Below are 26,869 nucleotides of genomic sequence, written 5' to 3' on the forward strand. Positions count from 1 at the left end.
CGGCCTCCCCGCCGGACCGCCCCCCTGACAACCCGGAGCCCGCCAACCCACAACCAGCTCACGGGCGTTGGGCCCGTTCACCACATTCACGACCTCGCCAGGCCGTTGTCCCTTCCGTCGGCGCCGAGCCACGCGTTTACCTGGAAATCCGACCGCTCGCGCCGACCGCTCGCGGAAGAGATCAGCGGAAGAGATCAGGTGATACGGCGATGCTGGCACCCACCGTGGAGTCCATGGAACGCACCGGCGCCGAACTGCTGGAGCGGGCTCGGCGGCGAATGAGGGCACACCTGGAGGAGCAGGTGAGTTCCCGGCTGTCGGTCACGCGACGGGAAGCCGGTTACCACCTGGGCTGGCTGGACGCGGACGGGCGGCCGGCCGAGGGCAGCGCGGGGAAGGCGGTCCGCCCCGCGCTGTGCTTCGCCGCCGCCGAGGCGGTCGGCGCCGACGCCGAGGACGCCGTACCCGCGGCGATGGCGGTGCAACTCGTGCACGAGTTCTCGCTGTTGCACGACGACATCATCGACGGGGACCGGACGCGCCGTCACCGTCCCGCTGTGTGGGCGGCGTTCGGCACCTCCGCCGGAGTGCTGTGCGGGGACGCGCTGCTGTCGGTGGCACACGCCACCCTCGCCGCTGCGCCCACCGGGGAAGGTGCCTCGCTGGCACTGGCGGAGACGGCGGTGGAACTCATCGAGGGCGAGGCACTGGACGTCGTCTTCGAGCGGCGCGAGGTGGTGCGGCCGAGCGAATACGTGGCGATGGCCTCGGCCAAGACCGGCGCCCTGATGGACTGCGCGTGCCGCCTGGGAGCACTCGCGGGCGCCGCCGCACCACAACAGGCGAAGACACTGGGTGGGTTCGGGCGTCATCTGGGCATCGCCTTCCAGATCGCCGACGACCTGCTGGGGCTGTACGGCGACGAGGCGGTCACCGGCAAGCCGGTGGGCAGCGACCTGGCCGCACGGAAGAAGACCCTCCCCGTGCTGGCCGCACTGGCCTCCCCCTCCCCCGCAGGCAAGGAACTGGCCCACCTCTACGCCCGCGAGGACGCTCTGACGGCGGAGGAGGCCGACCGGGCCGTGCGGCTCGTCGAGGAGGCGGGCGGAGCGGCGGCTGCCCGGCGCGAGGCCGAGCGGGAACTGCTCCAGGCGCAGGCCGCCCTGGCGGATGCCGCCCCGACCGTCGAGGGACGGCGCCAACTGATGGCGCTGGCCCATCTGCTCACCCACCGCGAGAGCTGACCCCGAACTCCCACGAGATCCCGCGAGATCCCGTCAGAGCCGACCCCCGAGAGCGACGGAGTGCCCCTCCCATGGCCCCTCCCATGCCTGACGCAGCACGCCAACAGACCTCCGTCGGCCCCGAGGCGGCGGCCGACAGCCAGGCTTGGGAGGCGGCCCGTGGGCCGCGGAGGGTGCTGCTGGCCTCGCCACGCTCGTTCTGTGCCGGGGTGGACCGGGCCATCGAGGTCGTCGAGCGGCTGCTGACGCGGCACGCCGACACCGGCCGCCCGGTCTACGTACGCAAGCAGATCGTGCACAACACCCACGTGGTCACCGACCTGGAGCGGCGCGGTGCGGTGTTCGTGCGGGAGTTGGACGAGGTGCCCCCGGGCGCCGTGGTGGTCTTTTCCGCACACGGTGTCTCCCCCCAGGTGCGCCGGGAAGCGCGGGAGCGCGGCCTGGAGGTGGTGGACGCCACGTGTCCGCTGGTGACCAAGGTGCACTCCGAGGCGAAGCGGTTCGCCGCCCGCGGCGACACCCTGGTGCTGGTCGGGCACGCCGGGCACGAGGAGGTCGAGGGCACCTTCGGTGAGGCGCCGGAGCAGACCGTGCTGGTGGAGACCCCCGGCCAGGTAGCGGAGCTGGAGGTGCCCGACCCCCGGCGTGTCTCGTATCTGACGCAGACCACCCTGGCCGTGGACGAGACTCGCGAGGTGATCGAGGCGCTGCGGGCGCGGTTCCCGGCCCTGAAGGAGCCGCCGAGCGAGGACATCTGCTACGCGACGACCAACCGGCAGTTGTCGGTGGAGCAGGTCGCCCACGCTGCCGATGTGGTGTTCGTGATCGGCTCGGCCAACTCCTCCAACTCGGTGCGGCTGGTGGAGGTGTGCCGTCGCCTGGGCACCTCGGCGCACCTGATCGAGGACGCGAGCGCGATCGGCCCCGCCTGGCTGACGGAGGCGGACACCGTGGGCCTCACCGCGGGCGCCTCGGCCCCCGACCATCTGGTGGAGGAGGTCATCGCGCTGCTGAGAAGGCTGGGCCCTGTCACGGTCACCGAGGAGGAGACGACCGTCGAGAACGTGCACTTCGCCCCGCCCACCGCAGTGAGGACCTCATGACTGCCACGACAGAATCCATGACCGCCACACCGTCCGCGCCGGACACCGCAGGACCCCTGTTGAGCACTCTGGAAGCACCCGCCGCGCTGCGCGAGCTGAGCGAGCGCCAACTGACCGGCCTGGCGGACGAGATCCGCGCCTTCCTGATCGAGAAGGTGACCGCGGTGGGCGGGCATCTGGGCCCCAACCTGGGCATGGTGGAGCTGACCCTGGCCCTGCACCGGGTCTTCACCTCCCCCCACGACACCCTCCTGTTCGACATCGGCCACCAGGCGTATGTGCACAAACTCCTGACCGGCCGGGCCGCCGGTTTCACCACGCTGCGGCAGGCGGGGGGCCTGTCCGGCTATCCGAGCCGCGAGGAATCCCCGCACGACGTGATCGAGAACTCGCACGCCTCCACCGCCCTGTCCTACGCGGACGGCCTGGCCAAGGCCCGGCAACTGCACGGCGAGCAGGACCGCGCCGTCGTCGCCGTCATCGGCGACGGGGCGCTCAGCGGCGGCATGGCCTGGGAAGCGCTCAACAACCTCGGCGGCGCACCCGACCGCCCCGTCATCGTCGTCCTCAACGACAACGAGCGCTCCTACGCCCCCACCATCGGCGCGCTGGCCGACCACCTCCACCAGCAGCGCGCGCAGTCCGACGACAGCATCGACTGGCTCGTGCGCCAGGCTCCCGCCGCCCGCTTCGGCGGCTGCGACGCGGAGGCCGACGGGCCGCTGCCGCTCGCCCGCAGCCTCTTCGAGCTGCTCGGCTTCGCCTACATCGGGCCCGTCGACGGTCATCGCCTGCGCCCCGTGGAGGAGGCGCTGAGCCTGGCGCGTGAGCTGGGGCGGCCGGTGGTGGTGCACACCGTCACCAGCAAGGGCAAGGGGTACCGGCCCGCGGAGGACGAGCCGCAGGACCGGATGCACACCTGCGGTGTCATCGACCCGCACACCGCCGAGCCACTGAAACAGTCCTCCACCCCGTCGTGGACGAGTGTCTTCTCCGATCAGCTCTGCTCCCTGGGGCAGCGGCACGAGAACGTGGTGGCCCTGACGGCGGCGATGCCCGGGCCGACCGGACTGGCACGGTTCGCCGAGCGCTTCCCGCAGCGGTGTTTCGACGTGGGCATCGCGGAGCAGCACGCGGTCACCTCCGCCGCCGGGCTGGCCACCGGGGGGCTGCATCCGGTGGTGGCCGTCTACGCCACCTTCCTGGGCCGTGCCTTCGACCAGGTGCTGATGGATGTGGCCCTGCACCGGCTGCCGGTGACGTTCGTCCTGGACCGTGCGGGCGCCACCGGGCCCGACGGGCCCTCCCACCACGGCATGTGGGACCTGGCGCTGCTGGGGGCCGTCCCGGGTCTGCACGTGGCGGCGCCGCGTGACGCGACGCGGCTGCGCGAACTCCTCGACGCGGCCGTACGGTACGAGGACGCGCCGACCGCGCTGCGGTTCCCCAAGGGCGGGGTGGGCGAGGACATTCCGGCGCTGGAGCGCATCGGGCCCGTGGATGTGCTGCACCGCTCCGGTATCAGCGATGTGCTCCTGGTGGCCGCGGGCCCGATGGCAGCGCCCGCGCGTGAGGCGGCGCTGCGTCTGGAAGGGCAGGGCATCGGGGTGACGGTGGCGGATCCGCGCTGGGTGCTGCCCGTCTCCACCGAGCTGGTGCAACTCGCCTCGCGGCACCGGCTGGTGGTGACAGTCGAGGACAACATCCGCACCGCTGGACTGGGCACAGCGCTGGCCCGGGCCCTCGACGACGACGGCTGCGGCACTCCGCTGCGGGCGCTGGGGCTGCCCGGCCGCTTCCTGCCCCACGCCTCGCGCGAGGATCTGCTCCGCAGGGCCGGGCTGGACGCGAAGGGCATCTCCCAGGCGGTCCTGCGTGCCCGTGCCCACAAACCCCACCAGCAGCCCGACCCGCACACCCCGGCCGAGGTGAGCTGACCATGACCACCGCAGAAACCGCGACCGCTCCTACACCCACACCCCCGACCACGACCACGACCGACCTGGGCATGCCCGCTCCCCCGGACCGGGCCCCGGTGCGCCGCCGCTCGCGAAAGCTGATGGTCGGCGATGTCCCCGTGGGGGGCGACGCACCGGTTTCCGTGCAGACCATGACCACCACCCGCACCGCCGACATCGACGCCACGTTGCAGCAGATCGCGGAGGTCACCGCCGCCGGGTGCGACCTCGTGCGGGTGGCCGTGCCCACCGGCGACGACGCCGCCGCGCTCCCCACCATCGCGCGGCGCTCGGCACTCCCCGTCATCGCCGACATCCACTTCCAGCCCAAGTACGTGTTCGCCGCCCTCGACGCGGGGTGTGCGGCGGTGCGCGTCAACCCCGGCAACATCAAACGGTTCGACGACAAGGTCGGCGACATCGCACGCGCCGCCGCGCAGACGGGCACCCCGATCCGTATCGGTGTCAACGCCGGGTCGCTGGACCAGCGGCTGCTGCGCAAGCACGGCGGCGCCACACCCGCGGCCCTGGCCGAGTCCGCGCTGTGGGAAGCCTCGCTGTTCGAGGAGCACGGCTTCCGGGACCTGAAGATCGCGGTCAAGCACCACGACCCGCTCACCATGATCGCCGCCAACCGGATCCTCGCCGCACGCTGCGACTATCCGCTGCACCTGGGCGTGACCGAGGCCGGTCCCGCGTTCCAGGGCTCGATCAAGTCCGCCGTCGCCTTCGGCATCCTCCTCGGCGAGGGCATCGGGGACACCCTCCGCGTCTCGCTGTCCACCGACCCCGTCGAACAGGTCAAGGCCGGATGCCACATCCTCGCCTCCCTCGGCCTGCGTCGGCGCAAGCTCGAAGTCGTCTCCTGCCCCGGCTGCGGGCGCCTCCAGGTCGACATCCACAAGCTGGCCAACCAGGTCGAAGCCGCCTTCGACGGTTTTCCCCGTCCCCTGCGCATCGCCGTGATGGGGTGCGTCGTCAACGGCCCCGGCGAGGCCCGCGAGGCCGACCTGGGGGTCTCGTGCGGCAACGGCAAGGGCCAGATCTTCCGCCACGGTGAAGTGCTGCGCACGGTGCCGGAGTCGAAGATCGTGGAGGCGCTGCTGGACGAGGCACTGGCCCTCGCCGAGGCGGACGACGCCGAAGACACCGACGATGCCGGAGACACGGCGGTCTGAGGCGGGGTCAGGACCGTCCGGGGCCCGTGTGACCGCGCGACGGGCGGGCACGGCGGTTCAGGCCACGCGACGCCGCAGCCGTGCGCTGAGGCGTTCGACCGTCAGGATCATGACGAAGACCGTGAGCAGCAGAACGGCCAGGCGCTGGTACTGGAACAGGTTCACGGCCGTCAGGATCTCGAAGCCGATGCCGCCCGCTCCCACGAACCCGAGGGTCAGCGAGGCGCGGACGTTCTCGTCGAGCCGGTACAGGACGATGCCCAGGACGGACGGGAGGATGCCCGGCAGTACGGCGTGGGTGACGATCTGGAGTCCGCCCGCTCCGGTGATCCTGAGCGCCTCGACGGGCAGTGGGTCGGCGTCCTCGATGACTTCGGCGATCAGGCGGCCGAGCATGCCGACGCTGTGCACCGTGATGGCGAGCACCCCGGGAAAGGGGCCGAGGCCGACGGCGGTCACGAACACCAGCGCCCAGATGATGTCCGGCACGGCCCGGCACACCGTGATGACGGCGCGGGCCGCGTAGTAGAGCAGCGGGTGCGGAGAGATGTTCTCCGCCGCGCAGCAGGCCAGCGGCAGCGCGAGCACGACGGCAGCGGCGGTGCCGAGGAGCGCCGTGTCGAAGCTCTCCAGGGCGGCGGGGAGGATCGCGCCCACCGAGTCGAAGTCCGGGGGAATGGAGCGCCGCACGATGTCCGCGATGCCGTGCAGTCCCGCCAGGAGTTCTCCCGGCCGCGTCTCCGTCCGCACCAGCGCCTGCCACAGCAGCGCGGCAGCGGCCACCGCGCCGGTCAGGCGCAGGGCCCAGCGTGCGGCGGAGACGCGTGGCGGGGGCGGGAGCGCCGGAGCGGGCGGGTGCTCCGGCTGCTCCGGCGGTGTGCCGGCCTTCTTCACGGGGCGGTCCCTTCCGCCCTCACCGGCCGGCCCCTGCCGCCTTCATGAGCCGGCCCGTTCCGCCCGTTCCGCCGCGTACAGGAGGGCGATGCGGGAGCGGTCCACGCGGGCCGAGGGCAGGTCGAAGGCCACCCGCCCCTGCCGCATCCCCACGACACGGTCCGCGAACGGGAGGGCGAGGTCGGGCTGGTGCAGGACCACCACCACGGCGAGGCCGTCCTCGTGCGCGAGGCCGCGCAGTACGGTCATCACCCCGTGGGCGGCGCGCGGGTCGAGGCTCGCTACGGGCTCGTCGGCGAGCAGCACCAGCGGGCGCTGGCACAGTGCCCGCGCCACGGCGACGCGCTGTGCCTGGCCTCCGGAGAGCGTGTCGGCGCGGCGGTGGGCCAGTTCGAGCATGCCGACCCTGTGCAGGCACCGGGCCGCCTCCGCCTGTTCCGCGCGCGGCCACCTCCCGAGCTGGGAGGCGGGGCTGCGGTGGCGGCCGAGCGCGCCGACGGCGACGTTCGCCAGGGCGCTGCGCCGTCCGACCAGGGCGGGTGACTGGAGGACCAGTCCGATCCTGCGGCGCCGCTCCCGCAGCCGGGCCCCGCGCAGCGCGGTGAGGTCCTCGCCCCGGAGGCGGACCGTGCCCGCCGTCGGTTCCCTCAGCCGGGCGGCGCAGCGCAGGAGCGTGGACTTTCCCGAGCCGTTCGCGCCGAGGACGGCGACGCACTCGCCCGCGCCGCAGCACAGGCCGACGCCGTCGAGGGCCGGTACGGGTGGCGCGTAGCTCATGGTGAGGCCGGTGATCTCCAGTACGGGCCGCCCGTCCGCCTCTACGGGCCGCCCGTCCGCCTCAGCCATCGAGGTCCTTCACGTCGAGCCCCATCTTCCTGGCCAGTGCGCGTACCTCGTCGTAGGCAGTCTCCTGCTGGGCCACCAGGCGAGGTCCGAAGAGCAGGCCCCGGTGCTCTTCGGGGATCTTCGTGAGGTCCAGGGCGAGCAGTTCCTCGCGGACGCGTTCCCGGAAGGGGGCGGGCAGGGTCTCCCGTACCGTGACCGCCTCGTGGGGTATCGGCGCCGAGCGCCACAGGGTGCGCAGTTCCCCCGGCTTGTAGATGCCCGCGTCCTTGGCGATCTCGATCTGCGGTGTGGGGAGGGCTCCGCAGTCGGCCTTGCCCTGGCGGAGTGCTTCGTAGGAAGCGGTGTGGCTGCCCGCGTAGCGGGGCTTCACGCCGCGGTCCGGGTCGATTCCGGCGCGCTTGAGCGCGTAGGCAGGGAAGAGCCTGCCCGAGGTGGACACGGCGTCGGAGTAGGCGAAGGAGCGGCCGCGGCACTCCGTCAGCCGGGTGATGCCGGAGCTGGACGGGGTGACGATCAGGGTGCGGTAGGTGAGGGGGCGCCCTCGGGAGTCGCCGTAGGTCGCCACGACGCGGGCCCGGGCGAGCCGTTCGGCGAAGGCGTAGCCGAGCGGCCCGAACTGGGCGACGTCCAGCTTGCCCTGGCGCATCGCCTCCACCTCGGCGCTGTAGCTGGTCGGGATGTGGAGTTCGACGGGGCAGCCGAGGCGGTCGCCCAGTTGGCGGGCGAGCGGCTTGTAGGCGGGGATGAGGCGGGCGGCGTTCTCGAAGGGGTCGACGCCGAACTGGACCTCGCCGACGGGGCAGTTCCGCGAGCGGGTCTCTCCGCCCGAGGTGCAGGAGACCATTGCCGTGAGGAGCAGGAGAGGGGCGAGGAGGCGGCGGATGCGCGGAAATCCGTGCCGCTGCTGCGTGCTGAATGCGTATCGCGGCATGCGTCCCCCTGTCCCTCTCCGGAAGGAGCCGACTGCCGCGCAATTCTTACGGACCCCACGGGAAGCGTCAATGTTTTCGGCGCGGGCCAGGGTTTTCGACGGGCCCTATATGGAATGCGCTCAGATCAAGAACCCTTCACCGGTAGGCTCGAAATCCGTTCCGCGATCACTCGCCGGGGGCAGGAGGCGGTCCATGACGAGGAAGGGAAGACTGCCGGACAGTGCTCGAAAAGGCATGTTCCGGCAGGTGGTAAGGGGTGTTCACACCGGGAGGCGGGGCTCTGTCCCGGTCGTCTGCGTGCTTCTGCTCGCGTCATTCGCGTTCGTTTCCGCGCCGCCGGATACCGCCCGGCCGGAATCTCCGGAGCCCCATTCGCCACCGCTTTCACAGAGCCTCGCCGAACGCCTCGAACGCGAGGTGACCGAGACGGCGGCTTTCCGGCACCTGCGCGCATTCCAGCGCACGGCGGACAGGCACGGCGGCAACCGCGGCCCCGGCACACCGGGATATTCCGCTTCGGCCGACTACGTACGCGACAGGCTCAGTGAGGCCGGGTATCACGTGCGGTTTCAGGAATTCACCTTTCCCGATTTCGTCCAGACCCGTGAAACGGCGGTGTCCTCCGCACCGGACCGGCGGAGGGAGCTGCACCCCTACATGGCGCGCTTCAGCCCGTCCACACCGGCCGGAGGACTGCGCGCTGAGCTGACCGTCGTGCCCGGTCAGGGCTGCGCTCCCGAGGAGTACGAGGCGGCCGGGGCGCGGGGCCGTATCGCCCTCGTGCGGGGCGAGGAGTGTTCGCTCACCGACAAGCAGCGGGCCGCGGCGCAGGCGGGGGTGAGGCTGCTGCTCATGAACATCGGCGCGCCCGGCAGCGGGATGAACCTGCGGCACCGTATGAAGCCCCCCGAGGCGGGTGTCATCCCCTCGGCCTCGCTGTCGCGCGGAGAGAGCGAACAGCTCGCGGCCGACGCGGCCGGGGGCAGGACGGTGACCCTGCGCGTCGTGCTGCGCGGCAAGCACGTGCGGACACGGTCGTTCAACGTGCTGGCGGACACCCCCACGGGGCGCGCCGACCGCACGGTGGTGCTGGGCGCCCACCTGGACAGCGTGCCGGAGGGGCCCGGGATCGACGACAACGCGAGCAGCGCGGCCATGGTCCTGGAGACGGCGCTGCGCCTGGCGCCGCACGCGGGGCAGGTGCGCAACCGGGTGCGTTTCGCCTGGTGGGGCGCGGAGGAGCGGGGCATGGTCGGCTCGCAGCACTACGTCGACCAGCTCAGCGCCGAGGAGCGGGACGCCATCGCGCTGAACCTCAACTTCGAGACCATCGGTGCGCCGAACTACGCGCGCATGGTCTACGACGGCGACGACAGCGACGGCACGGGAGCGGGCCCCGGGCCCCCGGGTTCCGCCGCGATCGAGGAGGAGTTCACGCGCTACTTCGCTCGGCGCGGGCTGCCCACGGTGGGTCTCGACTTCGACGGGCGCAGCGACTTCGGTCCTTTCATCGAAGCGGGCATCCCGGCGGGCGGCGGTTCCGGTGGATACAACCATGTGAAGACACCCGAGTGGCAGCGGCTGTTCGGCGGCCGGGCGGGGCAGTATCTGGATCCGTGCTACCACCAGACCTGCGACACCACAGGCAACATCGACCGCACCCTGTTCGGCCAGTTCGGCGACGCCATGGCCTATGTGACGGGCCGTTTCGCGCGGGACCTGTCCGGGGTCGGGCGGTGGTGAGGTGACATCGGACGGTGGTGAGGTGACGGGGAGGGAACGGGAACAGGAACCGGCCGTCCGTGCACCGGGCGGTCCTGGAGTGTTCTTCCTCGGTCTGCTGCTGCTCTCCTCCACCACCGCGTCGGCGGGCGTCGCCACCGTGCTCCCCGCGCTCGCCTCCGCCATGGACCTGGACAGCGTCACGAGCACCTGGCTGATGACGGTGTACGCCACCGGCTTCGCCGTCGCCACCCCGGTGTTCGGCCGGGTGGTCGATCTGTTCGGGCTGCGCGCCGCGACGGGGTGGGGGCTGGCGTTGATGACGGCGGGTTCGCTGCTGTGCCTGTGCGCGTGGTCCCCCGTCGCGTTGCTGGTGGGGCGCGCCGTGCAGGGCGCGGGCGGTGGCGCGGTGCCCGTCGTGGCGAGCGCCGCGCTCGTGGCCCGTGGCGACGAGGCGGCCAGGCGGCGCGGGCTGAGCGTGTTCACCGCGCTGATGACGCTGACCTCCGCGACCATGCCGGTGTTCGCGGGGGCGCTCGCGCAGCTCATGAGCTGGCGCGCCCTGTTCGCCGCCTCAGCGGTGAGCGCGCTGGCGCTGGTTCCCGCGACCCGGAAGGTCGCGGCGCGGTCGCGGGCCGCGGGACGGTTCGACGCCGCCGGAGCGGCGGGTGTCGTCGCCGCCGTGTGCGGTGCCCTCCTGTGCGTCCGGACGGCGGCTGCCCCTGCCGCTTCGGGGCCGTGGGTGGCGGGACTGGGCGGGGCGCTGGTCGTCGTGGGGCTGGCGGTGGCCTGGTACCGCAGGACCTCCTTCGTCCCTGTGGGCCTGCTGCGTGACCGCCGGGTGGCTGTCGTCGTCGCTTCGGGTTTCACCCTGTTCGGTACGTACTTCGGGCTCCAGGTCATGATTCCGCTGCTGCTGCACGCGGCGCGCGGGTGGTCCCCCGCGCAGATAGGTCTCGCCCTGCTGCCGGTGGGGGTGTGCGGCGCGCTCGGCTCGTGGGCCGTGGGCCGGGGGAAGGAGGGGAGGGAGCGGCGCTCCCCCGCACCCGTGCTGGCGGTGTGCGGCACGCTGGGGAGTGCGGCGGCTGTTGCCGCGACGCTCTGGCCCGACCGCCCCTGGGCGCTGGTGGGCGCCTTCGGCGTGGTCTCGGGGTGCATCGGCGCGGGGAACGTCGTGCTGGTGGGCGCCCTGGCGCGGGTGGTGCCCGCGCGGGTGCACGGGGCGGCGCTGGGCCTGTACAACCTCGTGTTCTACCTGGGTGGTTCGGTCACCTCGGCCGTGGTGGGCAGGCTCCTGGACGTGTCGCCGAGGGGTGCTCTGGGTGTGCTCACCGTGCTGACGGGCGCCACCCTCCTCCTCTCCGTGCTGTGGCCTCGCGGCGCCCTCAGCCGACCGGCGCCACGTATGCCAGCAGAGGACGGCCCCGCAGACCGAAGAGTTCCTTGAACGGGCCGTTGCGGCGGCCCCCTTCGAAGACGGGCACGCCGCGGCGCAGTGCCTCGTGAATGCCTTCGAGGAACAGCAGGTAGTTGGGGCTGAAGGTGGGGGCCGCCCCGTAGTCCACCCCGCTGATCCAGAAGTGCAGCCGCTCCTCGTCGACGAGGCACGCGGCGCCGCCGATGAGCCGTCCGTCCAGGCGCTGCTCGATGATGCGTGCCCGGTCGCCCAGGGCGGTGACGAAGCGCTGGAAGAGGCCCTCGGGGAAGAAGGAGGTGGCGCCGAACTTCGCCATCGTCGCCCGTACCAGCTCCAGCAGCCCGTCCAGGTCGGCCTCGCGCGGGTCCACGACGCGGGTCGCGAGTCCCGCCTCGGCCGCGCGACGGCCGTAGCGCCGCAGCCGCTGCCGCTGACGTGGCCTCAGCGATGCCACGAACGCGTCGGCGGTGGGGTGGCGCCGCAGATCGGCGGTGAAGCGTTCGTCCACCCGCACCCGGCACATTCCCCGGTCCGGCGCCGCCCGGTCCAGGGCTGTGGCCAGTGCCCCCGGCGCCTCCACGTTGACCAGGCCGTACCACTGCGCGCCGCCATCGCGGGCGATGCGGTGTGCCGCGTCGAGCAGTGCGTCCAGCAGTGGCGCGGTCAGCGGGCCTCGGGCCAGGATCCGGGTGTCGTAGCAGTGCCACACGTGGCTGAGCAGACCGGACCCGGCCCCGGCCCCGCCTTCGGCGCCCGTCCCCGGCCGCGCGGGCAGTTGGTGCCGCAGGACGCCGAGCGGGTCCATCTCGGGCTGGTGGAAGAGGGGGAGGGCCGCGCGGGCCGCGCCGTCGCGGTCGCGGGCCAGGAGGTAGGAGGTGCGGGCGATGTGGTGGAGGGGCGCCGCCGCGTAGGCGTCGAGGTAGGGCGGGTGGTGGAAGAGCGGCGCCCGGCTGTCCCTGGCCAGGCCGGCCCACACCTCACGGACCGCTTCGAGGGAGTCGTGGGACTCGACGTGGAAGGCGTGGGAGGCGCGGGACGTGCCGGAGGTGTGGGAGGCGTTCATACGGTCCATCCCGCCCGCAGCATGAGGTGGAGGAACCGCCGTGCCTCCGCGACGTCGAAGGACAGCAGGCTGTCCAGCGCCGCGTGCTCGATCAGCCGCGTCTCGTGGGCCGCGCCGTCGACGCCCTGCGCGAGCGACATGGCACGCGCGTACCAGCCGCGCTCGTCCTCGGCCATCCGCTCCAGGAACCAGGCCCTGTCCTCCGCTGTGCTGTCCGACAGCAGCGCCCGCAGGTTGAACGGGCCGGGCCAGGCGCGTGCGTACACGCGTCCGTCCCCGGGTGCCGTGGGTGTCCCCGACGCCATGGGTGTCCCGGCCAGCGGGCTGAGCGCGGCGGCGACCGGGGGCAGGCGGTCCGCCCAGCGCCGGGTGAGCCCGGGGTCGGCGCCCAGCGCCTCCAGGGAGGTGAGGGCTCCCGCCGCCACGGCCGCCGTGCGTTCCAGGGCCGCTTCCGCGTGCTCCGCGGCGAACGGGTCGACGCGGCCGGTGCGGCTGTGCTCGGGGGCGCCGGGTGCGGGGAGCCGTTCGGCCAGGCGGCGCGCCCCCCATCGCGCGGTGAGCGCGGCCAGTTCCGCCATGCCCACGGGGCCGTCCTCGCCGTGTGCCTCGCACAGTAAGGTCAGCGCCGAGGCGGCGACGGCCGCACTGCGGCGCAGTTCCGCCGGGTCGGTCTTGTCGACGCTGTCGGCGTCGGAGTGGTGGAAGCGGTCGGGCCAGTGGCCGAGCTGGACGGAGGGTATGCCCAGGGAACGGTCGGCCAGGACACCGTGGTCGGAGGCACCGGTGAAGGGCGTCGCGCGCCAGGCCCAGGTGTCGCACCCCACAGCACCGCTGAAGGAGCGTCCGGCGGGAGGCAGGGCACGGACACACTCCTCGACGACCGGGGTCAGGCACGACGGCAGATGCTGGGGCGAGCGCTCCACGATCAGCGGTGAGCCGCACAACCGCTGGTCCTCTCCGGTCATGTCGAGGTTGACGGCGGCGAAGGGGAGCGGGTCCCCTCGCAGTTGGTAGGCGGTGTGCGCGTAGGCGGCCGTGCCCACGATCTCCGGTGCCCACACGAAGCGCACCGGGCGGCGCGGTGCCCGCGCGGCGAGCAGCCGTCCCGTCTCCAGTGCCGTGCACACCCCGGAGGCGTTGTCGTTGGCTCCCGGCGCGGGGTGGCACAGGTGTGCCGTGACCAGGGCGTGTGCGCCCGGTACCGTCCCGCCGGGGGTACGGGCCGTGACCACGGGCATCGTGTCCGGTCCCTGTTCGGCGCGTACGGCCACGCGCACCCCGCCTCCCGCCCTGCGGGCCCGGTCCAGCCGCGCGAACGCGGCGGGCGGGACGCTGAACCCGGACAGCTCCGTCCCGTGGGGCAGTTCGAGACGGCGGACGGGGCCCTCGTTGCCGACCGCCACGGCGCGGGCCCGGTGCCCGAGCAGAAGGGGCACCAGGTCAGGACCCGGCGGGCCCGCGTGCAGGACGAGGGCGCCGTCCGGCCACTCGTGCGGAGGGTCGTCGGGCCAGCGGACCAGCGGCAGTTCCACTCCCCCTGGCGGGGTGGGCGCCGAGTAGGCCGCCAGCCCGTAGGGCTGTTCCGGGTAGCGCATCAGTGGCGGGCCTCCGTCCGCCAGGGCGAGCGAGGCGCTGTGCGGTGTCCATCCGACGGGTGCGGTGAAGGTCCACCAGCGGTGGCTGCCGTCGGCGGGCAGCCGCAGGATCTCCACGTCCACCAGGCCCGCCTCCTCGGCTGCGGTGGCCACGAGCGCGGCGGCAGCGTGCACGCCGTGGGACGCCTGGTAGCGGTCGTGGCGCACCAGTCGCCGCAGCAGGCCCATGGTCCGGTCGGTGTCGACGTCCTCGTGTGTCCGCTCCACGAGGCGACGGAGGTCATCCACGGCGGGTCAGCGCCTCGGTCACGGCGCGCTCGCGCTCGTCGGACAGGGGCACGGACAGGCGGAGCAGTGCGGGAGAGGGCGGCACGGTGCAGACCTCCTTGCCGAGGATGCGGCGGTGTTCGAGGACGGTCCGGGTGCGTGCGTCGTCCGCGACGACGGTCCAGGGCAGCCACGGCGCCTCGTTCCCGTCCCCCTCCCCCGGTGTCGGCACCGGCACCGTGCAGCCCGCGGCCCGCAGCATCCGGAGGAAGCGCGGCCGTACCTCGGCGACGCGTGCCCGCAGCCCCGCGAACACGTCGCCCTCCGCGAGCATCGCCAGCGCCGCGTGCAGCCCCAGCTCGCCCGCCGCCAGCGGCGGGGCGACGTTCCGCAGCCGCGCCGTCGCCCGCGGGGAGGCGAGCGCGAACCCGGTCCGCAGTCCGCCCGCGCAGTAGCCCTTCGAGACGCCGCGCAGCACCACGAGGTTGGGGTGCCGGGCGACCAGGGGTGCCACCGACACCTGCGGCCCTCCGTAGCAGGCGTAGGACTCGTCCACCACCAGCAGTCCGTCCCCGTCCCCGGTCCGCGCGAGCACGTCGGCGAGGCGGCCGACCGCCTCGGCCGTGCAGAGGGTGCCGTCCACGGCCGGGCGTTCGGCCAGCACCAGCGAGGGTGTGTGGCGCGCCGCCCGCGCGGCGGCCTCCTCGACGCTCCGCGCGGGCGGCACCGTACGGGCGCCGAGCCGCCGTGCCCACAGCGGCAGGTCGGGGTGGTGGGCCGCCAGGTGCAGCACGGTGGCGGGGGCGGCGGCGAGGCAGGCGAGCGCGTGCAGCAGTCCCGTCGTGCCCGCTCCCACCGTGACGTGCTCCGGTGTGAACCGGCACCCGAAGTGTGCCGAGAGCACGGGTGCCGCGCGCCGGGCGCCGAAGGGGTCCCGTACGGCGTAGTGCCGTGCGCGTTCGCCGAGTTCGGCCGGGGCACAGCGCAGCAGCCCGGTCCAGACGTGTTCCAGGAGCGGTGCGCTGAACCGTGCCTCGTCGGGGGACCAGCGCAGGTCCAGTGCCTCGTCGCCCGGGTGCGGCTGCCGCGCGTGTGCGGTGACCGCGAGCCGTTGTGCGGGTCTCACCGGGCCGAGAGGCCCTGCTTGGAGAGGAAGCCGCAGATGTCGCAGAGTCCTTCGGGGTTCGGTACGCCCTCCTGGAGGAGGTAGACGCACTCGCAGATGCCGCAGGTCTCCTCCACGAGGGGCAGCATGAACCGCTGGGACGTCGAGAACGCCTGGAAGAGGTAGTAGTCGATGCCGGGCCACAGGTCGTAGAGGTGGTCGGCGAGGGCGTAGGCGAGGGACCGTTCGTCGGGCCCTGTGGTGAACCTTCCCGGTGTGCCCTGCCGGGTCAGCTCGGGGGCGACGATCTCCAGATAGAGCGTCAGTTCCTTCTTCGTGATCCGGTACAGCGGGAAGACATAGCGGAACCGTCCGATCTCGCGCACGGGTATGCCGCCCATGCGGTAGCCGCTGGTGAACCAGGTGACCAGGCTCGCGACGAGGTCGTCGGCGTTGAGGCCGAAGGCCACGACGGGCGCGCCCCTCTCCTCCGCCGCCCGCTCCAGCATGCGGCGCATCACGTGGTGCACGATGACCATGTTCATGGAGCGGTGCTCGCCCGACATGAGTTGGTTCATGGCGTCGACGAAGGGGCGGCGCAGCCGGAAGGTGTCCTCGACCTCCCTCGCCGTGACGATGGTGTGCTCGATGCCCAGCCCCTCGCACGAGCGGCGTGCGGCCTCGAAGGTCGCCGGTTCGTCCCAGTCGGGCAGCCCGGTGACCGTCACGGCGGTCATGGCGCTGTCCGGGTAGCGGCCCCGGGTGCGTTCCAGGAGCTTGAGGTAGGAGACGCTGTCGCGTCCGCCGGAGAGGCCGATGACGCTGTGGTCCCCTTCGCGGAGGGTTCCGCCGTGGGTGATGCTCTGGGTGAACGTGGACTCGACGTACTCCACGAACGCCTCGGCTCCCAGTTGTTCGGCGCGTACCTCCAGCTCTCCCGCCTCGTCGAAGAGGACCCGCTTGGTGTAGACGGGGGAAGGGCTGCCGTAGGTGCGGGTGGCCGGTTTGCGGGTGACGTCGAGGTCGTAGTGGCGCACCTGTTTCACGGTGATCAGATCGTCCTCGCCGACCGTGAGCACTTCTTCGGAGACGGGCTTGTTGTCGCGGTAGGTGAGGACGGCGTTGGCCGGTATGCCGTGTGCCCGCAGCACGTCGCGCAGGGGCTGTCCGGGGCGGGCGGCCAGGCTTTCCGACTCCCCCACCTTGTTGATGAAGACCACGCTCACGGTTCTTCTCCTTCGTCGTCGGAGGACCACACCGCCAGTGGCACGTCCCTCTCCTGCGGGGTCCAGGCGCCGTGCTCGTAGCGGTACGTGGGGTCGGGTACGGGGAAGGCCGCGGAGGTGGCGACCCCTACTACGGTGCCGAGGCGCGCGTGCACCTCGGGAGAGCCGGGCAGCAGACCGCTGCGGGTGAGGTCGGCGGGAGCGAGTACGTCGGCGCAGGGGGCGAGCCGTTCTCTGGCCTCGTCGGCGAAGCGTTCCTCGGTGCCGGGGTGGGGGTGGAGCCAGCGCACGCGGCCCGCGCCCCCGCTGGGCAGGCGGCAGCGGTGCGGTGTGTCGAGCGCGCTCCAGGCGCGCGCCGCGTTCTCGTCATGGGCCACGGGGGCGAGCCCGTGGTCGGCGTGCGCGGTGACCGTCCAGCCGCTGTCGGCCCAGCGGGCCGCCGCGGTGTCGAGCAGCCGCAGGGCGCGGGTCAGGCTGCGGTCCGGGCCGAACCTGTGCAGGTGGGTGTCGAAGTCGACGTAGGCCCACACCAGGAGGGGGCGGCGCTGATGTGCCGTCAGCAGCTCGTCGAGCTGTCGCAGGACGGTGCCGACGGTGAGGTCGGGCGGGGCGGGAGCGGGGGTGGCGGGAGTTCGGGTCAGGGCGGGGGCGGGGGCGGGGGTCGCCGGGACACGGTGGGCACCGCGCAGCAGCGCCGCGGCCCACGGGCCGTCGAGTGCGTCGAGTTCCCGTCCGAGCGCATATGCCGGGACATTCATTTCCGCGGCCCGCTCGAATAACGTGCGTACCGGCCGGTATGCAACAGATCGCACATGGCCGGAGCACTTTCCCGACGCGGTCCAATTCCGCCATCGCCCATGAGCGACATCCAGCAGAACCTCTCCCCCGGCGTTTCCCCCGCAACTTCCGTCCCGGCTCCCGGCAATCCGGTATTCGGCGCCGACCACGAGATGCTCCCTCATATCCGCGCCGGTGACCGCGGTCAGCCATGCCGTGGTGGACGTCGTCGGAAACGTCGAACGCAGTGTGCGGACGCGCGCCCTGCGCAGGGATCCGGCGGCCCACTCGGCTCCGAGCCCGTCCAGCGCCAGTACGACGACCCCCTCGCTGGTCGCGGAGAGCTGACGAAGGACCAGGTCAGGGACGGTACGCAGATCGGGCGGGCCGGGCATGGGGAGCGGAGCCGCACCCAGGGGGGACGGCCCCGCCGTCACGTGACCGTCATCCCTCAGAGGTTGGGGACGCAGTCCGTGCACGTCGTGCGGAACTTCACGAGCTGGAAGTTCTGACGCTCCGCCACCATCTCCTCAACAAGGTCGGGGACGAGCATGACGGGCGTTTCGGTACGCGTGACTTCCTGAAGTTCCTGGTCGAACACTTGATACCTCCTCGATCGAATACGCCCTGTGATCCGCGGGTCGCGGATCCTCATGTCGCGTCATATTCGATTTCCCGAATATGGCTCTTCGAGGCGGAGCGTAGAGGAATCGCCAGGTAAACGTCAGGTCGAATTCTGGACAGCCGCATCTGTCCGGTGCATGAATCAGCGGAGACGCCGCGTCCGTCACCGGCCCTCTGACACGTCCACGTCCCGTGTCCGGCTGCCGTCCTCGCGTCGCAGCCGGGCGGTGAGGTGGTGGCGCAGCGACTGGCCGACCGCCGCCATGTCGTGGACGAAGTCGAGCGTGTCCCCGTCGGTCAGGGTGTAACGGCGGCGGGTGGTGTCGACCTCTTTGGCGGTGGGAGCGAGGGCGACCTGATGGGTGGTGAGATCGGCCGCTCCGTCGTCGGCGCGGCCGACCAGGATCTCCGCGACACCGGTGGGCTGGGTGATCAGCGCCTCCACCCGCCCCTCGGGCTGGAGCCGCCACCAGCCGCTCTCCCGCGCCGAGGGCCGGAGCGGGGCGCCGTCCGCGTCGAGCAGCCAGGCGCGGGTCTCGTAGTGCAGAAAGGGCCGTCCGTCGTGACGGAAGGTCATCTCCTGCGCGTACGCGAACCCCTCGGCGAGCGTCGGGTACTCGCCGCGGCCGTGCCCCCTCCATGTGCCCAGCAACCCGGCCAGTGGCGCGAGCAACGCGTGCGGCGCGGGTGCTTCGTCCGGCCGGAGTGCGTCGGGGTACGGGTGGTGGGTGGTGGCGGGGTCGAACATGGGATGCGCTCCTGGGACGGGGGGCGGTGCCGGTGCTGGTATCAGGAGGCAGCCTAGAGTGCCGGGCGCCCACCTGCTGCCACGGCGTGACGCGCGGCCGGTGCGCTGCTAACGGGGCTTGTGCTTCTGGCGGATCAGAGGGCCGGTCGGCTGAGAGCGGCCAGCGCCCGTCTGGCTCAGGAGGGCCGCGGGTCGTTCTTGTAGCCGATGACCACGTGTTTGTCGCCGCTGGAACGGTGTGTCTCGCAGTGGGCGAACCCGGCCTTTGTGAGGAGTCCGGTGAATTCATCGGCTGTGCGGTGCCGTCCCTGGGTTTCCAGATGCATGGTCAGGTTCATTGCGGACGTGGCGAGAGGGCCTTGGCGGTGGTCGTCGAAGAGCCTGTCCATCACGAGCACCCGCCCGTGGTCCTGACAGGCGCGGTGTGCCTTGCGCAGTAGCTGGAGGCACTCGTGGTCGGGCCAGTCCGACAGGATGTAGCCGAAGGCGATGCAGTCGCCTTCGGGGAAGTCGTCGGTGAAGAAGTCGCCGGGGGCGAAGGCGAGCCGGTCGCCGAGGCCGTAGGCGGTACGGGTTTCCTCGAGGTAGGGCTGGACCCGGGGCAGGTCGAACACCGTTGCCCGGAGTGTGGGTGAGGCGTGCAGCGCGGCGACCGCGAACGGTCCGCCTGCGCCGCCGACGTCGACGAGGTGGGCGGTGCCGGCCAGTCCGACGAGCGCGGCGAGTTCCCTGGAGGGGGCGAAGCTGAGGTCCCACATGGCGTTGAGGAAGGCACGGGTTGCCTGATCGCTGCGGTAGAGGGAGGCGAACGGCTGCGGCTCGGGGCTGTCCACGGAGTCCTTGCCGTGGCGGAGATAGGCGTCGAGCCGCGGCATCCTGCTCGCCGTTTCCTCGACGAGGTGGGTGATGAATCCGCCGATGTACCGCTCGTCGTCGGGGTCGACGAAGGGCCGCACGGTCTCCGGGAGGCTGTAGTGGCCTGTGGGTGTGCGCCGGATGACCTCGAACGCGGTCAGGACCAGCAGTATGCGCTCCAGCGTGTCTTCGTCGACGCTCAGCTCCGTGGCGATGTCCCGCGCGGTGCCCGGCCCGTTGGCCGCGAGGTGGGAGAACACGCGGTGGCGGTCGGCCAGGTGCAGGACCGGTGTCGCGATCACGCCGAACAGGGTTTTCTCCAGGTTGCTCGGCAGCATGAGGTCCTCCTGTGTGGTGCGGTGTCAGCCGCTGGGCGGGGCGATGGCCTGCTCGATGAGCGCGGCGAAGTGCCGGGGGTGGGTCAGGTGCGCGATATGGCCGGCACCGTCGATGTGTTCGTGGCGTCCGTCGGGGATCAGGTCGCAGAGGTGAAGTGCGCTCTCTTGGTGGTGGGGAAGTGAGCGGGTTCCCGAGGCTGCGAGGACGGGTGTGGTCATCGTGAGGGGGTCGAAGGAGGGCAGACCGATCGTGGGGTCTGTCATCTCGTGGATCAGGGCGGTGCCGAGCGCGGCGAGTTCTTCGTCGCTCTGACCTGCGGCGGGGTGGCCGAGGACAGCTTCCTGGAGGGCCCTGGCGGTAGCGGCCGGGCCTTCTTCGGCTGTGTCGTCGATGAGTTGTTCCCAGGGGGCGGTGGCGGGCCACCAGGGCAGCCAGGGAAGGGGCGGTTCGAAGGCGACGACCGCTTTGACCAGCTCGGGATGCCGGGACGCCGCGGTGAGCGCCACCAGAGCGCCGTAGCTGTGTCCGGCCACGACGGGCCTGGGCAGTGTGGAGGCCGCCGTGGCCAGATCGTCGACGTGGTCGGTCAGCACGGGCCGAGGGGATGCGAGCGCGCGGGAGGCGCCCCACCCTCGGCGGTCGTAGCCGACGGCGCTCCAGCCGGGAAGGTGGTCCGCGATGCGGCGGAAGCTCCCGCTGTGGTCCATCGTTCCGTGGACGAACAGGACCGTGTCGGGGCCCGTGCCCTTTCTCGTGTGCCTGACCGGCCGGGTCATGCGGGTATCCCGTCAGAGGAGAGGAGGGAGGCGATCTGTTCGGGGGTGGGAGCGGTGATCAGCGCGTTGGTGTCCACGGGGGTGTCTGCCAGGGACTCCAGGCGCTGGAGGAAGGCGGCCAGGGTGAGGGAGTCGCCACCGCTGGTGAAGAAGTCGGAGTCGGCCTGGACCTGGCGCAGGGGGATGTCCAGGGCCTGGGCGAAGCACTGGGCGACTTCCCAGGTCAGGCGGGAGTGCTGCCTGCGGGGCGCGGCGGTGGAGCCGTGGCAGGAGACGGACGCGGGGGCGGGCGTGGTGGTGGGCTCGGTGGGCTCGGTGGTGTCGTCGGTGTCGTCGTTCCGGGTGCGCGGGGGTTCGGCGACGGCGGTGAGCGCGGCAGAGTGGTCGGTCTTGTCGTTCTGGGTGCGCGGGAGTTCGGCGACGGTGGTGAGTGTCTGGGGCCGCATGGCGCCGTGCAGGTGACTGGCCAGGTGGTCGCGGACCGGTGCTTCGTCGAGGTCCGGGCCCTCGGGCATGACCAGGGCGTGGAGGCGGCCGTCGTGCTCGTCCACGTGGCAGTCGGCGACGCCGGGCGCTGATTCCAGGACGCGTTCGACCTCGTCGAGTTCGAGGCGCTGGCCGCGGATCTTGACCTGGCGGTCGCGTCGGCCGACGTAGTCGAGCGCGCCGTCCGGGCGCTGTCGGCAGATGTCGCCGGTGCGGTAGAGCAGACCGGCGGGCCCGGTGGTCGTGTACGGGTCGCGGATGAAGCGTTCTTCCATCAGGTCCGGCTGGTTGAGGTACCGGCCGACGCCGACGCCCCCGATCCACAGTTCCCCTTCCTGACCGGGCGCGACGCGGCGCAGTGCCTCGTCCAGGAGGTATGCCCGCTTGTTGGCGACGGGCCGGCCGATCGGCGGCCGCTCCTCACCCGGGGCGCATTCGTGACAGGTCGCCATGACGGCGGTCTCGGCCGGGCCGTACAGGTTGAACAGGCGACGCCCGGGGGCCGCCCACCGCTGCACCCACGTTGCCGGCAGCCGCTCCCCCGCGGCCGCCGCGATGCGCAGGTCGGGCAAGGGCTGATCGGGCAGCGCCGACCACACGGAAGGCGTGAGGATCACCGTGGTGACCTTCTCGGACGCGAGCAGCCGGACCAGCGGTGGTCCGACGGTGAGCTGGTCGGCCGGAGCGACGACGAGGGTGGCGCCCGACAGGAGCGCGAGCGTGAGGTCGGCGATGCAGCCGTCGAAGTTCGGGGACAGGAATTGGAGGACCCGCTCGCCGGGTCGCAGTCCGAAGATCTCACGCTGGGCGAGGTGAAGGTTGACCGTCGCCTCGTGGTTGATCCCGATGGCCTTCGGGGCGCCGGTGGTGCCGCTGGTGAAGACGACGTACGCGCTGTCGCCTGCCGAGACGCCCGTCAGCGGCGCTTCCTGCCGGGAGTCGGGCGCGTCGGTGCCGATCACGCGGGCGGGGAAGGCCGAAGCGGGCAGGGTGCCGTCGCCGATGACCAGGCGCACGTCGGCGTCGACGAGCATGGCCCGCAGGCGCTCGCGGGGGCAGGTCACGTCCGCGAGCAGGAACGCGGCGCCGGACTTGGCGACGGCCAGCACGGCGAGGACGAATTCGACCGAGCGCTCCATCACCACGGCGACCACCGCGCCGGGCTGTGCGCCGAGGTGGCGCAGCCGGTGGGCCAGGGCGTTGGCCCGCTGGTCGAGTTCGCGGTACGTGACGGCGGAGTGCGGCCCCTGCACCGCCGTCGCCTCGGGTGTCAGCCGGGCTTGCCGCTCGAAGACCTCGTGCCAGCAGTGCGCGGGCGGGGGTTCGCTCGGCGGCCCCGGTGGGTCGCCGCCATCGGAACGGGCGTGCTCTTCGGCTGCCTGGACGGCGGTGGTGGCCTCGGCCGGTGCGTCGGTGGTGGCCTCGGCCCGTGTGTCGGCGGCGGTGGCCTCGGCCGGTGCGTCGGTGGTGGCCTCGGCCGGTGCGTCGGCGGAGACCCGGATGTGTGCGTGGTCGAGACAGCGGGTGTTGCCGTGCAGGCCCCAGGACAGCGCGTCCGGACCCGGCTCCGGGGCGTAGGCCGGGTACCTGGCCAGAAAGCCCTCGATGGCGAAACCCGCCAGGCGTTCGGCATAGCCCGCGCCCGGGCAGGCGTGCCGCCCGGTGCCGAAGCCGAGGTGCTTGGGACCGCACCGGGCCAGATCCAGCTTCCCGGGTGCGGTGAAGGTCTGGGGGTCGAGGTTGGCGGCGGCCAGGTGGACCAGGACGTTGTCGCCTGCCGCGATCGGCGTCCCGCGGACCGTCACGTCAGTGGTGGCCCTGCGCGCGACGTACTGGCTGGATCCGTTGAGGCGCATGGTCTCGGTGACGGCCGACGGGATCATTCCGGGCTCCGCGCGCAGCTTCCGCCGGCAGGCCGGGTCGTCGTGCAGGGCCAGCAGGGCCGAGGTGACGAGGTGGGGCAGGGTCTGGTACCCGCCGCCGACCAGGACGATGCAGTTCGCTGCGATGGCGAACAGTTCCTCGTCGCTCGGTGTCCGGTCGGCCAGGGGGGCCGTCAGGGAGCTGATCACGTCGTCGCCGGGAGTGTGCAGGCGGTTCTGTGCCTCCTGCCGCAGTACGGAGAGTGCCTCGGTCAGGTCCCGGTCCACCTGGGGGTCCGGGGGTGCCTGTAGCGCGGAGAGGCCGCCCAGCAGCCGTTCATAGGCTTCGGCCCACCGGGTCAGGTCCTCCTCCCGTCCCGGCATGCCGAGCAGAAGGGCCACCAGTGCGGCGGGAAGTTTCGCGGCGAAGTCGCCGACCAGGTCCAGGACTCCCTCGGTGGGCAGGCCTTCGAGGGCGCGGTCGGCGATCCGCCGCAGGTCGCTCTCGCGGCTCTTCATCCGCTTGCCGGAGAACTGTCCGGCGAGTGCCGAGCGGATGGTGCTGTGCTGCGGCGGGTCGAGGAAGAGCATCTGCTCGTGCACCATCGCGCTCAGGGCGGCGGAGGCGTGCAGGCCCCGCTCGCGCAGTGCGGCGTGGTCGTGTTCGCGTACGGAGGAGAACCGGCTGTGGTCGCGCAGGATCTCGACCGCCTCTGCGTAGCCGGAACACACCCAGACCGAGCCGACCTCGTCGAAGAACAGCGGGCCCAGCTCGGCGATCGCGTCGATGTAGACGGACGGGTTCGCGATCACTTCGGGCGACCTGAGCAGGTGCACTCCATGCCGGGCACGGTCGTATCCGGCTGGGCGCTCAGGCAGATGCATGGCTCTCCTCCACATTGGCAGGGGCACCGGCGCCGGGCAGCGGCGTGGTGCGCGTGCGTCCGTTGGGTTGACGTGACCGGCGTGACCGGCATGCTGGCGTGACCCGGCTCAGCCGACGTGACCGGCATGCCGACGTGGCCGGCTCAACTGACGTGGCCGACGACCACTCCGTTGGCGCCGACCGCCTCGACGGGCAGAACCTCGACCCGGGCGAAGCCCGCGTCCAGCAGCCAGCGGCGGTACTCGGCGGCGGAGTAGTTCTTGCCGCCCTCGGTCTCCACGAGCATGTTCATCCCCATCAGGGCCGCGGGCGGAGGGCCGGTGCGCTCGTCGTTGAGCAGCAGCTCGCAGATCAGCACCGCGCCGTCGGCGGGCAGGGCGGCCCGGACCTTGCGCAGCAGCGCCCGCCCGTTCTCCTCGTCCCAGTCGTGCAGGATCATGCTCAGGATGACGGCGTCGTAGCCGCCCGGCAGTGCGGGATCGCGGTGGAAATCGCCTGCCACCGCGTCGATCCTGCCGTCCAGCCCGGCTTCGGTGACCTTCGTGCGTGCCAGGTCGCACACATGGGGCAGATCGAAGACGGTGGCCGACAGATGGCCGAAGCGGTGGCACAGTTCGATGGGGAACGCCCCGGCGCCGCCGCCGACGTCCAGCAGCCGTGTGTGCCGGGTGAAGTCGTAGACCCCGGCCAGCGTGCGCGCCGTGAGGACGGAGACGGAGTACATGCAGTCCCAGAACATCTGCATCATCTCCGGGTCCTCGGTGTCGAAAAGGGACTCCTGCGTGCCCGGTGTCCAGGTGGTGGGGCGGTTCGTGCGGAGGGCCTCGACGATGTGCTGCCATGCCGGGTACTCCCGGGAGTCCAGATAGCGTACGAATCCGCCGAAGTAGTACGGCCGCCCCTTGACCAGGAACTCCTCCGCCTGGGCGGAATTGCGGTAGTGGGCACCTGACTTGTCCAGCAGGCCCAGCGAGGCGCAGCCGGCCAGGAGCAGGTCGGCCGGACGGTGGGCGATCCCCAGCCCGGCCGACACCTCCTCCACCGTCAGCTCGCGCCCGTCGGCCAGCAGGTCGAACAGACCGATCTCGATGGCGCCCGCGTAGGTCTTGAAACTCCAGAAGCCCGTGGCGAGCTGCATCAGCGCCGTGGGCGGCAGTGCTGGGTGGTTGTCGGGGGCCGGTCCGGGCGATGGGCGTTGGGTGGTGGACAGCTCGGGCATGGTGCACTCCTCACAGTCGGTCATAGGGCCGCCGCGGCCGGCGGCAGGGGCGTCACGTGATCTCGGCGGGGTCCGGCAGGACCTGTGGTGCCTGCCCTCCGGCGACCGGGCCGAACAGCGGATCGGCCGACAGCGGCCGGAAGCGGGACTGGAAGAACCGCAGCGTCGACGGCTCGTGGGTGAACTCCACTCCCGAGCACAGCTCCTCCCGCCGCTCGTACAGCCGGATCACGCTGTCGGCCACCACATCCATGTGGCCCTGTGTGTAGGCGCGGCGCGGAATGGTGAGCCGGACCAGTTCCAGCGGCGGATACCGGTTCTCGCCGGTGACCGGATCGCGGCCGGCCGACACCGCGCCCCGCTCGGTGGAGCGGATCCCGGCGTCGAGATAGAGCGCGCAGGTCAGCGTCTGGGCGGGAAACTGCTCGCGCGGCACGTACGGCAGGAAGCCGGTCGCGTTCAGGCACACCGCGTGCCCGCCCACCGGGCGCACGATCGGCACCCCGGCTCCCGCGATCCGGTCCGCCAGGTAAGCCACTTGCTCGACGCGTGTGCGGATGCTGTCCTCTTGCACCGACTCCTCGATGCCCTGCGCCACCGCCTCCAGATCACGGCCCGCCATCCCGCCGTAGGTGTGCAGGCCCTCGTAGACGACGACCAGGTTGCGGGCCTGCTCGGCGAGGCGGGGGTCGCGCACGGCGAGCCAGCCGCCGATGTTGACAAAGCTGTCCTTCTTCGCCGACATCGTGGCTCCGTCGGTCAGCTCGCAGATCTTCCGCAGGATCTCCGCCACCGTCCGCCCGCTCCAGCCGGGCTCCCGCTGCTTGATGAACCAGGCGTTCTCCACCGCGCGGGCGGCGTCCAGAATCACCGGGATGCCGTGCCGTCGTGTCAGCTCGCGTACCTCGGCGAGGTTGGCCAGGCTGATGGGCTGGCCCCCGGCCATGTTGACCGTCGCGGCCAGCGAGACGTAGGGGATCTGTTCGGCCCCGACCTTGTCGATGAGCTGCTGCAACTTGGTGAGATCGACGTTCCCCTTGAACGGCAGGTCCGCCGCCGGGTCGTGGGCCTCGTCGACGATGACGTCGTGGAAGGTCCCGCCGTTGAGCTCCTGATGTTCGCGCGTGGTGGTGAAGTACATGTTCCCCGGGATGTGATGGCCCGGCCGGATCAGGCAGCGCGAGAGTATGCTCTCCGCCGCGCGCCCCTGGTGCGTGGGTATCACCTCTTCGTAGCCGTAGTGGTCGCGCACCGCCGCCTCGAAGCGGTAGTAGCTCCGCGACCCCGCGTACGACTCGTCGCCGAGCATCACGGCCGCCCACTGCCGGTCCGACATCGCGCTGGTCCCCGAGTCGGTGTAGAGGTCGATGTACACCAGCTCGGCCGGCAGCAGCCCCACGTTGTAGCCCGCCGTGGCCAGAGCCGCGGCGCGTTCCTCGGGACTTGTCAGACGGAGCGGCTCGACGCTCTTGATCCGCCACGGCTCCGCTGGATGCCGCACCTGCGCCGGGGGCTCCTTCGGCTCCGACGAACCTGGTGCGCTCATGAAAGGACCGCCTTTCGACATGGATGGTTCTGCCTCACCGCAGCGGGCACACCCACTGGCGTTGCCGCACGGCGGACCAGCGCTGTCGTGCCCTCCACGAACGTGCCGAGCACGTCGGCGACCTGACGACGCGTCACGGGGCGAGTCGGACGCCTGGTGCGGCGCGAGGGGTGGGCCCACCGCGCCCGGGCTCGGCTCCAG

At 72.1% G+C, this 26,869-nt stretch carries 21 protein-coding genes; 6 read left to right on the forward strand and 15 right to left on the reverse strand.

Annotated elements, in window-relative coordinates; translation table 11 throughout:
* Nucleotides 1–209: 209 nt before the first annotated feature.
* The 4 genes from ACYVOO_RS22745 (at nt 210) to ispG (ending at nt 5,483) form a co-directional block, all read left to right on the forward strand.
* Nucleotides 210–1,244 carry a polyprenyl synthetase family protein gene (locus ACYVOO_RS22745; RefSeq protein WP_461017524.1) on the forward strand — a complete coding sequence of 345 codons (1,035 nt, stop codon included), beginning with the start codon at nt 210–212 and terminating at the stop codon, nt 1,242–1,244.
* 83 nt (nt 1,245–1,327) lie between these two features.
* Nucleotides 1,328–2,347 carry a 4-hydroxy-3-methylbut-2-enyl diphosphate reductase gene (ispH, locus tag ACYVOO_RS22750; RefSeq protein ID WP_461017525.1) on the forward strand — a complete coding sequence of 340 codons (1,020 nt, stop codon included), beginning with the start codon at nt 1,328–1,330 and terminating at the stop codon, nt 2,345–2,347.
* Complete coding sequence (gene dxs / locus ACYVOO_RS22755; protein ID WP_461017526.1) at nt 2,344–4,284, forward strand: 1-deoxy-D-xylulose-5-phosphate synthase; 1,941 nt, start codon at nt 2,344–2,346, stop codon at nt 4,282–4,284. The genes ispH and dxs overlap by 4 nt, the downstream gene beginning before the upstream one ends.
* Before the next feature lie 2 nt (nt 4,285–4,286).
* Entirely contained in the window at nt 4,287–5,483 is a 1,197-nt protein-coding gene (ispG, locus tag ACYVOO_RS22760; protein ID WP_461017527.1) for a flavodoxin-dependent (E)-4-hydroxy-3-methylbut-2-enyl-diphosphate synthase, read from the forward strand.
* A gap of 57 nt (nt 5,484–5,540) precedes the next feature.
* Here ispG and phnE read toward each other — a convergent pair whose 3' ends face one another.
* The 3 genes from phnE to ACYVOO_RS22775 are packed head-to-tail and all read right to left on the reverse strand — an operon-like array spanning nt 5,541 to nt 8,154.
* Entirely contained in the window at nt 5,541–6,377 is an 837-nt protein-coding gene (gene phnE / locus ACYVOO_RS22765; protein ID WP_461017528.1) for a phosphonate ABC transporter, permease protein PhnE, read from the reverse strand.
* A gap of 42 nt (nt 6,378–6,419) precedes the next feature.
* Nucleotides 6,420–7,223: a phosphonate ABC transporter ATP-binding protein gene (locus ACYVOO_RS22770; RefSeq protein ID WP_461017529.1), complete on the reverse strand. Its 804-nt coding sequence runs from the start codon at nt 7,221–7,223 to the stop codon at nt 6,420–6,422.
* Nucleotides 7,216–8,154 carry a phosphate/phosphite/phosphonate ABC transporter substrate-binding protein gene (locus ACYVOO_RS22775; protein WP_461017530.1) on the reverse strand — a complete coding sequence of 313 codons (939 nt, stop codon included), beginning with the start codon at nt 8,152–8,154 and terminating at the stop codon, nt 7,216–7,218. The genes ACYVOO_RS22770 and ACYVOO_RS22775 overlap by 8 nt, the downstream gene beginning before the upstream one ends.
* A 658-nt stretch (nt 8,155–8,812) precedes the next feature.
* On the opposite strand from ACYVOO_RS22775, the gene ACYVOO_RS22780 reads away from it, so the two are divergent.
* Nucleotides 8,813–9,898: a M20/M25/M40 family metallo-hydrolase gene (locus ACYVOO_RS22780; RefSeq protein WP_461017531.1), complete on the forward strand. Its 1,086-nt coding sequence runs from the start codon at nt 8,813–8,815 to the stop codon at nt 9,896–9,898.
* A 22-nt stretch (nt 9,899–9,920) separates the two neighbouring features.
* Nucleotides 9,921–11,324, forward strand: coding sequence for an MFS transporter (locus tag ACYVOO_RS22785; RefSeq protein ID WP_461017532.1), 1,404 nt, complete (start codon nt 9,921–9,923; stop codon nt 11,322–11,324).
* Here ACYVOO_RS22785 and ACYVOO_RS22790 read toward each other — a convergent pair.
* The 12 genes from ACYVOO_RS22790 to ACYVOO_RS22845 all read right to left on the reverse strand — a co-directional run bounded on the left by ACYVOO_RS22790 (nt 11,263) and on the right by ACYVOO_RS22845 (nt 26,668).
* Nucleotides 11,263–12,357, reverse strand: coding sequence for a GNAT family N-acetyltransferase (locus tag ACYVOO_RS22790; RefSeq protein WP_461017533.1), 1,095 nt, complete (start codon nt 12,355–12,357; stop codon nt 11,263–11,265). The genes ACYVOO_RS22785 and ACYVOO_RS22790 overlap by 62 nt on opposite strands.
* Nucleotides 12,354–14,240 (reverse strand): DUF4910 domain-containing protein, encoded by a 1,887-nt coding sequence (locus tag ACYVOO_RS22795; RefSeq protein WP_461017534.1) that lies wholly within the window; start codon nt 14,238–14,240, stop codon nt 12,354–12,356. Before ACYVOO_RS22795 ends, ACYVOO_RS22790 begins: the two co-directional genes overlap by 4 nt.
* Nucleotides 14,233–15,345, reverse strand: a complete 1,113-nt coding sequence (locus tag ACYVOO_RS22800) for an aminotransferase class I/II-fold pyridoxal phosphate-dependent enzyme (protein ID WP_461017535.1) — start codon at nt 15,343–15,345, stop codon at nt 14,233–14,235. The genes ACYVOO_RS22795 and ACYVOO_RS22800 overlap by 8 nt, the downstream gene beginning before the upstream one ends.
* Nucleotides 15,342–16,550: an adenine nucleotide alpha hydrolase family protein gene (locus ACYVOO_RS22805; RefSeq protein ID WP_461017536.1), complete on the reverse strand. Its 1,209-nt coding sequence runs from the start codon at nt 16,548–16,550 to the stop codon at nt 15,342–15,344. Before ACYVOO_RS22805 ends, ACYVOO_RS22800 begins: the two co-directional genes overlap by 4 nt.
* Nucleotides 16,547–17,722 (reverse strand): alkaline phosphatase family protein, encoded by a 1,176-nt coding sequence (locus ACYVOO_RS22810; RefSeq protein WP_461017537.1) that lies wholly within the window; start codon nt 17,720–17,722, stop codon nt 16,547–16,549. The genes ACYVOO_RS22805 and ACYVOO_RS22810 overlap by 4 nt, the downstream gene beginning before the upstream one ends.
* Before the next feature lie 56 nt (nt 17,723–17,778).
* Nucleotides 17,779–17,928 carry a hypothetical protein gene (locus ACYVOO_RS22815; protein WP_453350096.1) on the reverse strand — a complete coding sequence of 50 codons (150 nt, stop codon included), beginning with the start codon at nt 17,926–17,928 and terminating at the stop codon, nt 17,779–17,781.
* Nucleotides 17,929–18,114: 186 nt separating this feature from the next.
* Nucleotides 18,115–18,699: a heme-binding beta-barrel domain-containing protein gene (locus tag ACYVOO_RS22820; RefSeq protein WP_461017538.1), complete on the reverse strand. Its 585-nt coding sequence runs from the start codon at nt 18,697–18,699 to the stop codon at nt 18,115–18,117.
* A 176-nt stretch (nt 18,700–18,875) separates the two neighbouring features.
* Nucleotides 18,876–19,892: a methyltransferase gene (locus ACYVOO_RS22825; protein WP_461017539.1), complete on the reverse strand. Its 1,017-nt coding sequence runs from the start codon at nt 19,890–19,892 to the stop codon at nt 18,876–18,878.
* Nucleotides 19,893–19,916: 24 nt separating this feature from the next.
* Complete coding sequence (locus tag ACYVOO_RS22830) at nt 19,917–20,669, reverse strand: alpha/beta fold hydrolase (RefSeq protein WP_461017540.1); 753 nt, start codon at nt 20,667–20,669, stop codon at nt 19,917–19,919.
* Nucleotides 20,666–23,902 (reverse strand): amino acid adenylation domain-containing protein, encoded by a 3,237-nt coding sequence (locus tag ACYVOO_RS22835; RefSeq protein ID WP_461017541.1) that lies wholly within the window; start codon nt 23,900–23,902, stop codon nt 20,666–20,668. Before ACYVOO_RS22835 ends, ACYVOO_RS22830 begins: the two co-directional genes overlap by 4 nt.
* A gap of 143 nt (nt 23,903–24,045) precedes the next feature.
* Nucleotides 24,046–25,122, reverse strand: coding sequence for a methyltransferase (locus ACYVOO_RS22840; protein WP_461017542.1), 1,077 nt, complete (start codon nt 25,120–25,122; stop codon nt 24,046–24,048).
* Nucleotides 25,123–25,174: 52 nt separating this feature from the next.
* The gene (locus ACYVOO_RS22845) at nt 25,175–26,668 is read right to left on the reverse strand and encodes a tryptophanase (protein WP_461017543.1); all 1,494 of its coding nucleotides are present in this window, start codon (nt 26,666–26,668) and stop codon (nt 25,175–25,177) included.
* Between the last annotated feature and the right edge of the window lie 201 nt (nt 26,669–26,869).

The sequence above is a fragment of the Streptomyces daliensis genome, from assembly GCF_054782395.1.